The following is a 14,727-nucleotide window of genomic DNA, read 5'->3' on the forward strand; positions in this document are numbered from 1 at the left end:
ACCTAGACCAACGCCTGTCGTACCCGATACGGGTGTTACACAACTAATAGCAGCACATATAAACAATATAATGGCTATAATTAATTGGTACACAAGCATAAAATGCCAGTATTCACTGCGACTAGCACGACCCTCAAAATCCGCATATTTATGAACTACACAGTGTTTAAAGTTTTCTATAAAACCCAATTCATAGGCATCAAGTGGCAATGGAATATTTTTCATATGCCCACAATACGGACAATATCGCTCTGAACTAGGTATTCTTTGTCCACACTTTGGACAAGCACGCATGCCGAACCTCTTTCTACAATATGATTTACATAATACTTAGTATCTAATTCGAATTATTTAGTTTCATCTATTATTCATTTTACAATATTTTTCAATATAGTCAATAAAGCTATATTTAAAATTTCATAAATTTTTCATATAAAAAGGACCTCGTCTTACCAAATGGTAAAACGAGGTCCTTTTAGAGCATGCCTCTAGAATTAAAGGATACCCATGCGCTTTCAACAAACTGCTGGGTGAAAACCCAAATATATAACATAATAGTTATTGCGCCCATTAACATATCTTCTCTCACTGTAGGCGTATGCTCTAGGCCTAACTGTCGTTCCATAACAGGTGTAACACAGGTATACCCTGTTCTCTCTCCATACGCATTAATAGATGCATCACCTTTTTTCACAAGATTGGATAAGAGCACAAATACACCAACAATAGGAATAAATATTAACAAAAAGGTTAAGCCACTTTTTCCAACATCATGCAATCGACGACAGGTTATAGCAAGACTAGGCAGAAAATATATGAGCAGTAGTATGATGAGTAATACCATTGCATAATCACTGGCAGCCGATGTATTGCCGAGCACCATATCTACGATGATGCCGAATACAGCTAGCCCATCTACAATGATTTCACGGCACACCATAAATCGCCAAAACTCACTACGGCTAGTGCGACCAGAAAAGGTAACATATTGCTTAAATCCACGTTTAAGGGCATCCATATAACTTACATCATATATCATATTTTGATTCATAGGCCCTCCTTATCACTCTGCATATTTTTGATCATATGGCACAATCGACTCAATACGCCACGTACCATGCTCATATATCATCTTTATAAACATTCGATTAGGATAGGCTTTATCTGTGAAAGTCATATCAAAGGAAATACGATCTACATCGTCATCATCTCTCAACACCCCCTGTAGGAGGAGCGAAGACATTTGACGATTATGAGTCGGTTTAACAGATTTAACCCATTGATCATAAGTGCCATATTTTTCACGTTCTCGATGAGCCAATAAACGATATGCCTCTTGATATTGTTCCTTATTAAGATATGCATAATAATTTATTACAACCTGTTTAGCGGATTCAACAGCAGTACTACTACCTAATGTCTTTTGTGCCATAATCATAAACGCACCAGGTTGCATCTCTAAATACGCATCGATTTCCTTATCTACAGCCGAGGAAAAACTATATATCCCTATGCCCCAACTAACAGCAGTCAGGATAATGGTAGCAATAATACTTGTTCTACTATACGATGTACGCACCACATTACTAGAACTATCTAGATTTTGTATATTAGAGCCCATTTCATCGCTAAACAAATCGATTTCTTCAAAGGTCTCTACTGAGCTTTTACCAACAGGATGTTTCTTTGTACCTCGCAACAATAATACGATAACAATCAAAATGCCTATATACGGAATAAAACCCAACAGCAAAAGCCATTCGCTATTATTTGTATCGTGCAGACGGCGTGCCATAGCGCCCAAATTAGGCAATGTAAGGGCCATAATCGAAATGAACCACAGCGCAAAAACTATGCCTATCGTATATATAAATAGGGCACTATGAAGGGACAGTAGACCTAGCACGGCTAAGCAAATACCAACAATCAAATGCTCAACGAGCATAAATCGCCAAAATGCGCCCCGAGAAATGGTGCCAGAAAAATCACAATACCGATCTATAATATTATCTTTTATTGTATCAATTACTAATTGTCGTATCATTAAACATCCTTTTCTCAAACGACAGAGCAACTGTATTATGCACCAGCCTTTAGAACAGCTTGTTTCATAGATTGTACATAATCGAACAACGCTTGGTCTGCATTTTCGCCATGTTCTGCCACGATTTTTACAATAGCAGAACCTACGATAGCACCATCGGATACACGCGCCATAGCTTCCGCTTGTTCAGGCTTGGAAATACCGAAGCCAACGGCTACAGGAATATCTGTATATTTACGAATAGTTTCAACGATAGATTTGATATCTGTCTTGATTTCGCTACGCATACCGGTAACGCCAAGAGAGGATACGCAGTACACAAAACCTTCAGCATCTTTTGCGATCATTTCGATACGATTTTCAGATGTTGGAGCAATTAGGGACACCACTTCAACACCGTGTTTGTTAGCGATACTAGCAAGTTCCCCTTTTTCTTCAAACGGCATATCTGGCACGATAACGCCAGAAATGCCAACCTCTTCGCAGAGGGTAAAGAATTTTTCACGACCGAACACATAGATTGGGTTCAAGTAGGTCATAAATACGAGTGGGATTGTTACCGCATCATCACCAGTGCGCAAACGACGTACCATATCAAAGATGTCGTGAATTTTTACACCTGTAGACAATGCACGTGTGCTGGCCTCTTGGATAACTGGACCTTCCGCTGTTGGGTCCGAGAACGGAATACCGATTTCCACCATATCAGCGCCAGCTTTCACCATGATGCGAATATACCGTTCCGTATTTTCAATGCCATGGTCACCAGCACTAATAAATGGGATGAATGCCTTGCCCTTTGTAAAAGCGTCTTTAATTTTACTCATGAAGATCCACCCCTCTGTATTTCGCCATAGCCGCAACGTCCTTGTCGCCACGACCAGATAAACAAATAATAATGATATCGTCCTTACTCATTGTAGGAGCAATTTTACGTGCATATGCCACCGCATGCGCACTTTCAATAGCAGGAATAATCCCTTCTAAGCGAGATAGGTATTCAAACGCATCAACGGCTTCATCATCTGTAACAGGTACGTATTCAGCACGGCCACTGTCGCGCAAGTACGCATGTTCAGGTCCGATGCCAGGATAATCAAGGCCTGCAGAAATGGAATATACTGGTGCAATTTGACCATCTTCGTCTTGGCAGAAATAGGATTTCATGCCATGGAAGATACCTACTGTGCCATTTGCCATCGTAGCAGCGTTCATATCTGTATCTACGCCATGGCCAGCTGCTTCACAACCGATGAGACGTACATCTTCATCAGGGATGAAGTTATAGAACATGCCCATCGCATTGGAGCCGCCACCAACACAGGCCATAACAGCTGTTGGCAATTTACCTTCCGCTTCGAGAATTTGTTCACGTGCTTCACGGCTGATGATGGATTGGAAATCGCGGACAATCATAGGGAATGGATGCGCGCCCATAACAGAGCCCAACACATAGTGTGTATCGGACATACGATTTGTCCATTCGCGCATAGCTTCTGATACAGCATCTTTCAATGTACTAGTACCTGTTGTTACAGGGTGTACCTTTGCGCCCAACAACTCCATGCGGTATACGTTAAGCGCTTGGCGTTCACAGTCCTCAGCACCCATGAACACTTCACATTCCATGCCCATCAACGCAGCTACCGTAGCTGTTGCTACACCATGTTGACCAGCCCCAGTTTCAGCAATAACGCGTGTTTTACCCATCCGTTTTGCCAATAACATTTGGCCAATTACATTGTTCAATTTGTGAGAACCAGTATGGTTCAAATCTTCACGTTTCAAATAAATTTTGGCACCGCCGAGGTCCTTTGTCATGCGATCTGCATAATACAAAAGGGATGGACGACCTGTATATTTTTTATGTAAATCCTCAAGTTCGCGCACGAACTCTGGATCATCTTTGTACTTGTTGTACGCCTCTTCCAATTCGATGACTGCATTCATCAATGTTTCTGGCATAAATTGACCACCAAAGGCGCCAAAATAACCATGTCTTTCTTCATTCATATAACTTACCTTCCTATACTCTTCACAATCTTGGTAAAAGCTGTAATCTTCTCATCGTCCTTCACACCATTTGTTTCAATGCCACTACTAATATCGATACCATATGGACGAACCGTACGAATAGCACGAGCCACATTAGTACAGTCGATACCTCCAGCTAGCATGAATGGACGTTCAAACGCATCTAAGCAAGACCAGTCGAATACTTCGCCGGTACCGCCCCTCTCGTCTTTATGATATGCATCAAAGAGAAGCATATCTGCACTACTATCGATCCACGCCTCTGCATCTGCCGCACTTCGGATTTGGACCGCCTTCCAAACATCTACATTAGTACGTTCTTTTAAGGATTGGATGAAAGCTTCATCTTCATCGCCATGCAATTGCACAGCATCTAGATTGGCTTCATTAGCAATGGTAACGAGGTTGTCTACTGTTTCATTTACAAAAACACCGACAGTTTTTATTGTATCATCCTTATCTTGTTCTGTATTTGAGCTATATTTTTTGGCATATTCCTTGTGTAGTTCTTCAACTAATGTTTTAGCTTGGGCGACAGTAACTTGTCGCTTACTTGGTGCAAATACCAATCCCATATAGTCTGGTTTTGCTTCCACTACAGCAGGAATTGTTTCAATCTGGGAGATACCACACATTTTTACCTTTGGCGTATAGTAAGTCGGACCATAAAGATATGCTAATTTCTCAACCTTGTTAGAAGAACGCATAAAAGTTTCCCCCATCAAGGCTACGCCGATATTGTTATCGCGCAATACTTGGATATCCTCAGGAGTTTCAAGACCGCTTTCAGATACGAAAATCACATCGTCCTGAACAAGGTTGCGCAAGCGCACACTGTTTTGTACGTCTACGGTAAAGTCTTTCAAATTGCGGTTGTTAACGCCAATAATGCGAGCCCCACAATCGATGGCCATTTGTACCTCATGTTCATCATGAGCCTCTACCAAGGAGGACAAGCCAAGTGAATCAGCTAGCTCACGGAATTTAGTCAATGTAGGCACATCGAGGCATGCACAGATTAATAGGATTGCACTAGCGCCCCACACCTTCGCTTGGTAGATTTGGTATTCATCGATGATGAAGTCCTTACGAAGGACAGGGATTTTTACGGTGCTAGCAATTTCTTGTAAATATTTTTTGTCGCCTTTAAAGAAGTCTGGCTCAGTCAAAACCGAAATAGCTGCTGCCCCTGCTACTTCATATTCCTTGGCGATGTCTAAATACGGGAAATGCTCAGCGATAATCCCCTTTGACGGAGATGCCTTCTTTACTTCGCAAATAAAGTTAAAATCTTGCTGACGAAGGGCCGCTTCAAAAAGAAATCCTGTATCGGATGGTAACGCTAAGGCCGCCGCTTTCACAGCCTCATGCGTTTCCACCTTTTTTTCTTTGGCTACTCGATCTTTGGTAGCCTCTACAATCGTGTCTAAAATCAATGGTTATACCTCTTGTGTTACTTTCACAAACTGTTCCAGTGTAGCGTGAGCCTTACCAGAGTCGATCATGTTCTTCGCCTCTTCAATGCCCTCTGCCAATGTAATACCATCTTTTGCAAGGTAAATCGCCATGCCAGCATTAAGAAGAACGGCTGTGCGTTTACCACCTTGCTCACCGCCGAGAACGCGGCGTGTAATCTCAGCATTGACTGTAGCGTCGCCACCTTCAAGCTCTGTTTTATCAGCATATTCGAAGCCATATTCTTTAGGATCAAATTCGTAGCTTGTGAACGTACCATTATTAATTTCGCATACGTACGTTTTGTTAGTAGCTGTAATTTCATCAAGACCGTCGAAGCCGTGAACAACAGCACCGCGTTTAACACCAAGGTTAGCCAATACGCGAGCCAATGGTTCTACCAAAGATTTGTCGTAAACGCCCATCAACTCTACTGTAGCACCTGCTGGATTTGCCAAAGGGCCTAGGATGTTGAACACGGTGCGAACGCCCAATGCCTTACGTACTGGACCTGCATATTTCATAGCTTGGTGGTATACAGGAGCAAACATGAAGCACATATTAGCTTTGTTAAGAACTGCTTCGTTTTGTTCACCATTAAGCTCTAATTTAGCGCCCAATGCTTCGATCAAGTCAGCAGCGCCACATTTACTGGATACACTGCGGTTACCATGTTTCGCTACAGGAATACCTGCTGCGGAAATAATAAAACCAGATGTAGTAGAAATGTTGAACGTATTAGCTTCATCGCCGCCAGTACCTACGATTTCAACCACTGTTTGTTCATGAGGCACAGAACCAGCCTTTTCACGCATTACCTCAGCGAATGCCGTAACCTCATCTACAGTAGGACCTTTCGCTGCTAGAGCGCATAAGAAACCAGCCATAGGAACTTCGGCTACGTCTCCGCTCATAATTTTATTCATTGTATCTTTAGCAAGATCATAAGATAAATCTTGACCATGGGTTACTTTATATAATGCTTCTTGGATCATTTATAACTCCTTACTTGTTGTTCATTTCTATTTTACATTTATCTTGTGATTATGGGGTTAGTTATCTTATTAATTCTTGAGAACTGATAGGGACCTACCTCCTCCACCGGCCAGGTCTGACTACGGCCTGCGGCCTTCGCAGGGCCAAAGTCGGAGTTAGAACCCTATCAGTTCTCAAAAACAAATTAGTTAAATTCTATTAATAACCCCATAATCACAAGTACTCAATATAAAATCTAGAAATGGACAACAATTAAATATTTAAAAATGTTTCTGCGTCGCTGGGAAGGAAAACGGCGATGCCGTTTTCTTCCTTTTACGTTTAGGGAAACAAATGATTCGTATATTTCTAAAGGTCTACGATGATAGGACGATAGGGGCGCCCAAACGACTTCGGGCTCCGCGAAGCGCAGTAGCGTGTCGGCTTGGGTGCCCCTATCGTCCGCTACATTAACGACTTAAGAAATTGCGAATCATTTGTTCCCCATTTGGTGTCATGATTGATTCCGGATGGAATTGTACGCCATAAATAGGATAGTCTTTGTGTTCTACGCTCATTACTTCGCCATCGTCTGTAACGGATGTAACAATGAGTTCGCTTGGCATGGTTTCGTCGATAATTGCCAAGGAGTGATATCGTGCAACTTCGAACTCTTCTGGTATGCCTTTAAGGATTTTGGATGGGTGTACTTGTTTAGCTACGCTTTGTTTGCCGTGCATAACTTTTTTTGCGTAGGAAACGGTACCGCCGAACACTTCGCCGATGGCTTGGTGACCAAGGCATACGCCGAGGATTGGGAATTCACCTTTGCATTCGCGCAATAGGTCTTCGTATACGCCCGCATCAGCTGGTCTGCCAGGTCCTGGTGAAAGTATCACATAATCTGGTTTTAAAGCGCGGATCTCTTCAACTGTTAATTCATCACTGCGGATGACTTTAATATCTGGATTGATAGAGCCTACTAATTGGTATAAATTGAAGGAGAAGCTATCGTAATTATCTATAAGGAGTACCATTATTCTACCTCCTGTGCATCTGTAATTGCGGAAATCATGGATTGGCCTTTGATCAAGGTTTCATTATATTCACTAGCAGGTACGCTATCACGAACGATACCAGCACCAGCGCGAACATACACCTTACCACCTTTATTCATAGCCATGCGGATACCGATACATATGTCCATGTTACCGGAGAAATCGATGTAACCTACAGCACCGCCGTATACGCCGCGTGGGCTTTTTTCAAGTTCGTGTAAAATCTCGATAGCACGAATTTTAGGAGCGCCAGATAAAGTACCTGCTGGCAATGTAGCACCGATGGCATCCAGTGCATCTTTGCCGTCTTGAATGTCACCGCTTACTGTAGATGTAATGTGAATTACATGGGAGAACCGTTGCAACATATGTAAGGCTTCAACTTTTACGGAACCGAATTTAGCAATTTTACCTAAATCATTACGACCAAGGTCAACGAGCATGTTATGTTCAGCCAACTCTTTTTCATCATTGATAAGTTTTTCCTCAATCGCAAGGTCCTCTGCTTCCGTTTTACCACGACGCATAGTACCTGCTATTGGGAAGGTATACATTTTGCCATCTGTCAATTTCACCAATGTTTCTGGAGAAGCACCGGTAAGCTCAACATTGCCACCAGATAGGTAGAACATGTATGGAGATGGGTTCAACGTACGCAATACGCGGTACGCATTTAACAAGCTGCCATCGAACTCAGCTTCTCGGCGGTTAGATACAACACATTGGAAAATATCCCCTTCTTTGATGTAGTGCTGTGTCTTTTTAACAACTGCTTCGAATTCGTCCTTTGTAAACTCAGAGGTAAACTCTGTTTTAAGAACGCCTTTAGGCACATCTGCCTCTTTGCCGTTTACTACGAGATCAGCTAATGCTTTTAACTCAAGCTCAGCCTTGTTGTAATTACGTTCCAAATCATTTGTGCTGATGTTAGCGATTAAGTAAATTTTATTTTTGTAATGGTCGAATGCGATAACCTTATCGAATAGCATAAGGTCCACATCGTTTACCATCGCGGAATCGTCATCTTGCGTTGGAAAATCTAGTGTTGGCTCAATATAGCGAATGTATTCGCAAGCGAAGTACCCTACAAAGCCACCTGTAAAGGTTGGTAACTCTTCTAAGCGAGGACTTTTATATTGGTTCAAAATATTGCGAATCTCTGATGCAGGATCAGAGCACTCAAAGGTACGTGTTGTACCGTCTTTGATGGTCATTTTGTGGTTTTTGCAAAATAGCTCAATCTTAGGATCATAGCCTAAGAAGGAGTAACGGCCCCAATGATTACTATTATCCGCACTTTCAAGCAAGTATGTATGACTACTCACTTGTTTTAACGCTTTCAACACGCTAATCGGTGTGCGTACATCGGATAAAATTTCCATATACACAGGCACGATATCGTAGCCCGGTGCGATAGCTTTCACACGGTCAAGACTAGGGAAAATCATAAGAACCTCCATTTGGCATTTACCAATAAAAAAACTCGCCCATGACAATATAACGTCAAGGACGAGTTTATAGTTCTATTATTACAATTCGATTGTATGTACTATAAATCGCGGTACCACCTTGTTTGAATGCAGTGCATTCCCCTTTCGCAGGATACTAACATATCCCTCACGACTAACGCTCGTGTGACGTCGCACCATACTAGGAATGAAAGTTCATTCTGTTCCATGCGCCCTCGGTGGTCCATTTAATAAGCTGCGTACTACGGGTTCTCAGCTAATCCCGCTCTCTGTGAGTGCATTTCCTATTTTTATCTCCACCTCATCGGTTTCTTTCAGGCGAGTATAAAATTATAATCTGATTATAATGTTTCTATAGAATGAAAGTCAAGAAAACTTTTTAATTATCATCATATTTTCTACTATTTATAATGCATAATAAGTTATATCACGTTATACTATAAATTACATACTAGTATTCATTTATCGATTTAGGAGATTTTATGGAAACGTGGAAACGCACAGTATATATCAGTTTAGTCTGTGTATTCTGTATAGCCTTTGGCGTAAGCCAACTGGCTCCAATTCTGCCTTTATATTTTCATAATTTAGGCGTACAAACACCAGAAGCTATGTCCTTATGGTCTGGGTTAGCCACTGGCGCAACCTATATAATCGTTTGCTTAGCCGCTCCATTTTGGGGCCGTGTGGCGGACAAAAAAGGTCGTAAAATTACATTAATACGATCTAGCTTTGGTATGGCCTTATGTAATGTTTTGATTGCCTTTCAAACAACCCCAGAAGGAGTCGTTCTAATTCGCTTGATTCAAGGACTTGTAAGCGGTTTCTACTCTGCATCAATCACCTTAATCGCTTCAGAAGCCCCTATTGAGCGAACAGGATGGGCCTTAGGTCTATTAGCTTCTGCCAACCTTGCAGGTTCACTCATTGGACCTTTATTAGGTGGCTATATTGCGGACACTGTAGGTATTCGCAATGATTTTATCATCGTCGGTATTATCATGGGGTTGGCCGGGGTACTAGCAACTATATTTATCCATGAAAATTATGTACCAAAACCTAATCCCGAAAAACTTTCTATCCGTAAATTGAAAGAGCAAATACCAGAATTCAATAGTATCGTCGCCTTATGTGTGGCATCCTTTATCTATGCAATATGCATCATGTCCTTACAACCTGTTATTTCTGTATATATTAAAGGAATCGTCCCTAGTGATACAGAAAATCTCGCATTTATTGCGGGCGCCGTATTCTCCGCGATGGGGATTGCTCAACTTATGAGTAGTTCTCCACTAGGTAAGCTAGTTGATAAAATTGGACCTCGTAAAGTGTTAGTAATATCACTTGTATACGTAGGGATTTTAAATATTCCTCAAGCTTATGTTACAGATGTTTACCAATTAGCACTCATCAGATTCCTACAGGGCTTTGGTTTAGGCGGTATGCTTCCAGCATTAAACACTTACCTATCCTCAAAAACGCCTCGAGAATTTACAGGCCAAGTATTCTCCTATAATCAGTCGTGTTTATTCTTTGGCTATTTCCTAGGATCTGTTGGTGGTGCAAGCCTTATGGCATGGCTAGGTTTTACTACACTATTCTGGGTAAGTGGTGGTTTATTCATCCTTAGTGCTCTATGGATTGCGTTAAAACTAAAATAAAATATGTACAACAAACAAGAACCCCATTACAACCAATTAGGTCTAATGGGGTTCTATACTTTCCAATTATAACAACAATAGCATAATAACAACTGTAGCAATGATACATGGTACAGCATTACGTTTTGCCATTTCCATAGGGTTAATACCCGCAAGACCAGCAATAATGATACCTGCACCTGCTACTGGACTCATACTACGACCGATGCCAGCACCCAATTGGGCCATAGAACCGAGTTGCATAATGCCATAGCCAAAGTCTGCCGCATGAGGTGTAACTGCACCATTAAATGCAAGTGCTGCAGCATTACCAGAACCAGAGATAACTGCCAATAAGAACGGACCAAAGGCAGCACCGATTTGAGCAATTTGTTGAGAGTTCTTCATGCCATCAATGAGTGCACTTGTAAGGCCGATATGTTGCATACCAGCTGTAAAACACGCAGCAGCAGCCATAAGACCAACTACATCGCACATACCATCGCCAGTACCACGGAAGAATTTCTTAACTGCATCGGTTACATTAGGGCGTACCGCAATAATGCCGATAGCCGTACCAATTAACATGGATACCGGAACAGAAATTTCTGGGATTACTGCTACTTGTTTACTACCGAGTACGAGTAATACAAGTGGAATAATTGGAATAATAGCATATAAATAATTTATCTTAAATTCTTTACCTTCTTCGCCATTAACCTCTTTCAATACATATCCAGTATGCTCTTTCTTAACGATAGCTACGATATTAAGCAAGATTGCGGCTACAACAATACCGATTACAGCTTGCATAGAAAAGCTTGCGATAACGGTCATAACATCTTCACCTGCAAGTTGCGCTACTTGAGGGTTAAACATAAGGCCTGGGCTCAATGCACTACCCCAAGTTCCTAAGAAAATAGCAGAGCCTGCCATTGCAGGATGAACACCAGAACGAATCAGTGCTGGAATTAATAGCGCACCTACTGCAGCTGCACAACCAGCCGCTGTAGGCAACGCAATATTGATTAAGAACGTAATAATAACAGCACCAGGAATGATGATTTTAGTCATCTTTTTAAGGCCTGCAGAGATGAAATATACCATGTGCTCTGTACATTTTGTATATTCCATAACATAACTAAAACCAAGTACTGTACAAATGGTTGGTACAAGCCCTGGATTTGTAAGTTCTTTTACAAAGGCTGTTGTACCAGCACCAAGCTGCCCTCCGATAAAGCACATTAATAAGCCTGATAACAATAAAACGAGCCGTGTCTCAAACTGTTTAATAATAGCAATAAACGTCGCCACTACAATAACAATACCAGCAATAACCATAATCTCTCCAATCTGTGTAATGTCAGCTCAAAATCACCCCAAATACACTGTTCAATCTTAAATCTGAATTACACTTTTACACAAACTGATATCAATAGATACCTCTACTTACACAAGTTTTGTTGTTTCTAAACTAAGTTTTCTAAGCACTGTGTCCAACACCTTAGCGCCCGTAACGATGTCATCCATGTCCGCAAATTCAGCCGGATTATGGCTGATACCTTCACGACATGGGATAAAAATCATTCCTGTTGGAACATCATCGGCCCAATGCATAGCATCATGGCCAGCACCGCTTGGCATGGTCATATAATCTACGCCTACAGACTTAACAGCCCCTTCAATTTCTCGAATCATACCTGGATGCATCACTACAGGATGATCGTGTGCAATAGGCTCAATCGTATAGGATAGCCCTCGTTTTTCTGCAGTAACATCAATAAATTCCTTAATAAGAGTGACTACAGAATCACGAGCTACCTTAGAAATACTGCGAATATCTACACCCAGTTTAACCGCCCCAGGGATAACATTCATCGCGCCCGGTGTTACCTCAACAACACCGACTGTGCCCACCACTGGAGGCTCCTCTTGCATGAATGCGATTTCCTCAATACCAAGGATGATTTTTGAAGCCCCACATAACGCATCATGACGCAAGTTCATTGGGGTTGCACCACTATGGTCCGCATTACCACGAATGGTTACATAAAACCGCTCTGGTGCGGCAATCCCCGTTACAATTCCGATAGGTTTCGCTTTGTGCTCTAGCACCTTACCTTGTTCGATATGTATTTCTGTGAAAGACTTTACAGATCGTTTATATGCCATATGTTCAATAGCATCGGGATTTAAATTACGACCTTTCAACGCATCATGCAAGGACACACCTTGTTTATCTACTAAGCGTTGTAAATCTTGTAATGTCAATTCACCGCGCATAGCCTTACTACCTAATGTAGCAGCACCAAAACGGCTAGATTCTTCACACATAAAGTCTAATACTGCGATGGTGTGGTCATGGTCAAAATTATCATCTGTCATGCTACGCACGGCTTCGATAGCCGACAATACGCCCACAACACCATCATAGTTGCCCCCATTCGGCACGCTGTCCGTATGAGAACCAACCATTACGATAGGCAACTCTGGATTCTTACCAACCTTATAACCTATGACATTGCCGAAATCATCCATTTCCACAGTTAACCCCGTATCAATCATCCTGTCTATAATATATTGGCGTCCCTTCCAATCTGCATCGGTGAAAGCTAAACGATTAATACCTTCGCCATCATCGGTTAGTTTAGACATAGCCTCAAAATCATTCATTAATCGTTCTTTTTGAATCATACATCCCCCTCAAAGGAAAACCAAATTTACTTCAAGTAATGCTCTGCAATAGCAGATAATGCGACAATACCATTTAACATATCTTCTTCATCGATATCAAACAGTGGATTATGATGAGGTGCCTTAATAGCAGAGCCCAATACCATATATGTTGCTCGACCGCCACGTTCAATAACGCGATTCAAGAAATATGCGCAGTCTTCACTACCACCACCGCTATAATCAAATGGAACTTCTTTAAAGATACCCAATGGTTCAATGATAGATTGTACTTCACGAGCTAGGTCATCACTAATACGACCTGCAGGGGTTTCACCTTGCTTTGTAATTTCAAAGGTACAATCGTGCATTTCTGCAGCCCCTTTAATAATCGTTTTAGTACGTTCAATCATGTAGTCATTAATCTCTGTAGTAGCACCGCGAGTTTCTAATTTAAGAACAGCTACATCAGGTGTAACATTACGACCTGTACCACTTTCAAAAACGCCAACATTCATACGGGAAGCACCTTGGCTGTGACGAGCAATAGCTTGTAAATTTAGAACTGCTGTACAGCCTGCAAGCATAGCATTTTGAGCTTTTTCTGGAGAGCCACCTGCATGCGCAGAGTAACCATGGAATACGGCATCAAGTTTTGTAGTCGCCAAGAAGCCATGATCACTACAAGCAAAACAGTTAGACAACTGTTCATTAAATCCGATATGCATACCAAACATCAAATCTACATCGTCTACAACGCCAGCCTCAGCCATCGCTTTAGCACCACGCACACCTTCTTCTGCAGGTTGGAATATAAGCTTAATAGTTCCCTTAAAATCATCCTTGTGAGTTGCTACATATTCTGCAAGGCCAAGTCCCATTGTCATATGTGTATCATGGCCACAAGCATGCATTGCTTTATCATGGTGAGAACGGAATCCACCCTTTGTTGGAACATGACTATCATCTTCAGATTCGATTACATCATTGGAATCCATATCTGCACGAAATGCCACTACAGGACCATCTTCACTAAATTTCATAGTAGCTACAATAGCTGTTTTACCATACCCCATTTTTTCAACAAGTGCTGGATCAGCACCTTCTTTGATAGCACGCTCCATAGCAGCTTTCATAACTTCATCACTAGGTAACCCCATACGAGACTCTAAATCGAGCACGTCCGCACCCAATGCCACATCATACCCCAAAGAAATAAGTTTATCCGCCACCTTTGCTGCAGAGCGATACTCAAGCCAACCTGGCTCTGGATACATATGAAAATCACGGCGCATAGCAATAAAATTATCACGACGTTGTTGTACAAAATCCTTTATAGACATAAATACCTCCTTAACAAACGACTACCTTTATCATTA

At 41.7% G+C, this 14,727-nt stretch carries 13 protein-coding genes; 1 reads left to right on the top strand and 12 read right to left on the bottom strand.

From position 1 onward, the window contains the following. From O3617_RS02515 to O3617_RS02555, 9 genes are all read right to left on the bottom strand, one after another. The coding region (locus O3617_RS02515; RefSeq protein WP_371448524.1) for a DUF805 domain-containing protein at positions 1–294 on the bottom strand (294 nt) is incomplete at its 3' end. 181 nt (positions 295–475) lie between these two features. Continuing rightward, complete coding sequence (locus O3617_RS02520) at positions 476–1,051, bottom strand: DUF805 domain-containing protein (RefSeq protein ID WP_118353462.1); 576 nt, start codon at positions 1,049–1,051, stop codon at positions 476–478. Between the two features lie 12 nt (positions 1,052–1,063). Continuing rightward, positions 1,064–2,044, bottom strand: coding sequence for a DUF805 domain-containing protein (locus O3617_RS02525; protein WP_371441872.1), 981 nt, complete (start codon positions 2,042–2,044; stop codon positions 1,064–1,066). A 35-nt stretch (positions 2,045–2,079) separates the two neighbouring features. Next, entirely contained in the window at positions 2,080–2,871 is a 792-nt protein-coding gene (gene trpA / locus O3617_RS02530; RefSeq protein ID WP_371448526.1) for a tryptophan synthase subunit alpha, read from the bottom strand. Further along, positions 2,864–4,057, bottom strand: a complete 1,194-nt coding sequence (trpB, locus tag O3617_RS02535) for a tryptophan synthase subunit beta (RefSeq protein WP_371441874.1) — start codon at positions 4,055–4,057, stop codon at positions 2,864–2,866. Before trpB ends, trpA begins: the two co-directional genes overlap by 8 nt. A 5-nt stretch (positions 4,058–4,062) precedes the next feature. Further along, positions 4,063–5,514, bottom strand: a complete 1,452-nt coding sequence (gene trpCF, locus O3617_RS02540) for a bifunctional indole-3-glycerol-phosphate synthase TrpC/phosphoribosylanthranilate isomerase TrpF (protein WP_371441875.1) — start codon at positions 5,512–5,514, stop codon at positions 4,063–4,065. Positions 5,515–5,517: 3 nt separating this feature from the next. Then, positions 5,518–6,528 carry an anthranilate phosphoribosyltransferase gene (gene trpD / locus O3617_RS02545; protein ID WP_371441876.1) on the bottom strand — a complete coding sequence of 337 codons (1,011 nt, stop codon included), beginning with the start codon at positions 6,526–6,528 and terminating at the stop codon, positions 5,518–5,520. A gap of 450 nt (positions 6,529–6,978) precedes the next feature. Then, the gene (locus O3617_RS02550; protein ID WP_371448528.1) at positions 6,979–7,545 is read right to left on the bottom strand and encodes an aminodeoxychorismate/anthranilate synthase component II; all 567 of its coding nucleotides are present in this window, start codon (positions 7,543–7,545) and stop codon (positions 6,979–6,981) included. Then, a complete protein-coding gene (locus tag O3617_RS02555; protein ID WP_371441878.1) occupies positions 7,545–9,014 on the bottom strand; it encodes an anthranilate synthase component I family protein in 1,470 nt (489 codons plus the stop codon). Before O3617_RS02555 ends, O3617_RS02550 begins: the two co-directional genes overlap by 1 nt. A 503-nt stretch (positions 9,015–9,517) precedes the next feature. Between O3617_RS02555 and O3617_RS02560 the strand changes: the two genes are divergently transcribed. Then, on the top strand, positions 9,518–10,696 hold the full coding sequence (locus tag O3617_RS02560) for an MFS transporter (RefSeq protein WP_371448530.1): 1,179 nt from the start codon (positions 9,518–9,520) through the stop codon (positions 10,694–10,696). Positions 10,697–10,762: 66 nt separating this feature from the next. On the opposite strand, the gene dcuC is transcribed toward O3617_RS02560, so the two are convergent. The 3 genes from dcuC to O3617_RS02575 form a co-directional block, all read right to left on the bottom strand. After that, complete coding sequence (dcuC, locus tag O3617_RS02565) at positions 10,763–12,016, bottom strand: C4-dicarboxylate transporter DcuC (RefSeq protein WP_371448531.1); 1,254 nt, start codon at positions 12,014–12,016, stop codon at positions 10,763–10,765. Between the two features lie 108 nt (positions 12,017–12,124). Further along, positions 12,125–13,369, bottom strand: a complete 1,245-nt coding sequence (locus O3617_RS02570) for a M20 family metallo-hydrolase (RefSeq protein WP_371448533.1) — start codon at positions 13,367–13,369, stop codon at positions 12,125–12,127. A gap of 26 nt (positions 13,370–13,395) precedes the next feature. Then, a complete protein-coding gene (locus O3617_RS02575; protein ID WP_371448535.1) occupies positions 13,396–14,691 on the bottom strand; it encodes an amidohydrolase in 1,296 nt (431 codons plus the stop codon). Between the last annotated feature and the right edge of the window lie 36 nt (positions 14,692–14,727).

It is taken from the genome of Veillonella sp. 27098_8_77 (assembly GCF_041431535.1).
Taxonomy (GTDB): domain Bacteria; phylum Bacillota; class Negativicutes; order Veillonellales; family Veillonellaceae; genus Veillonella.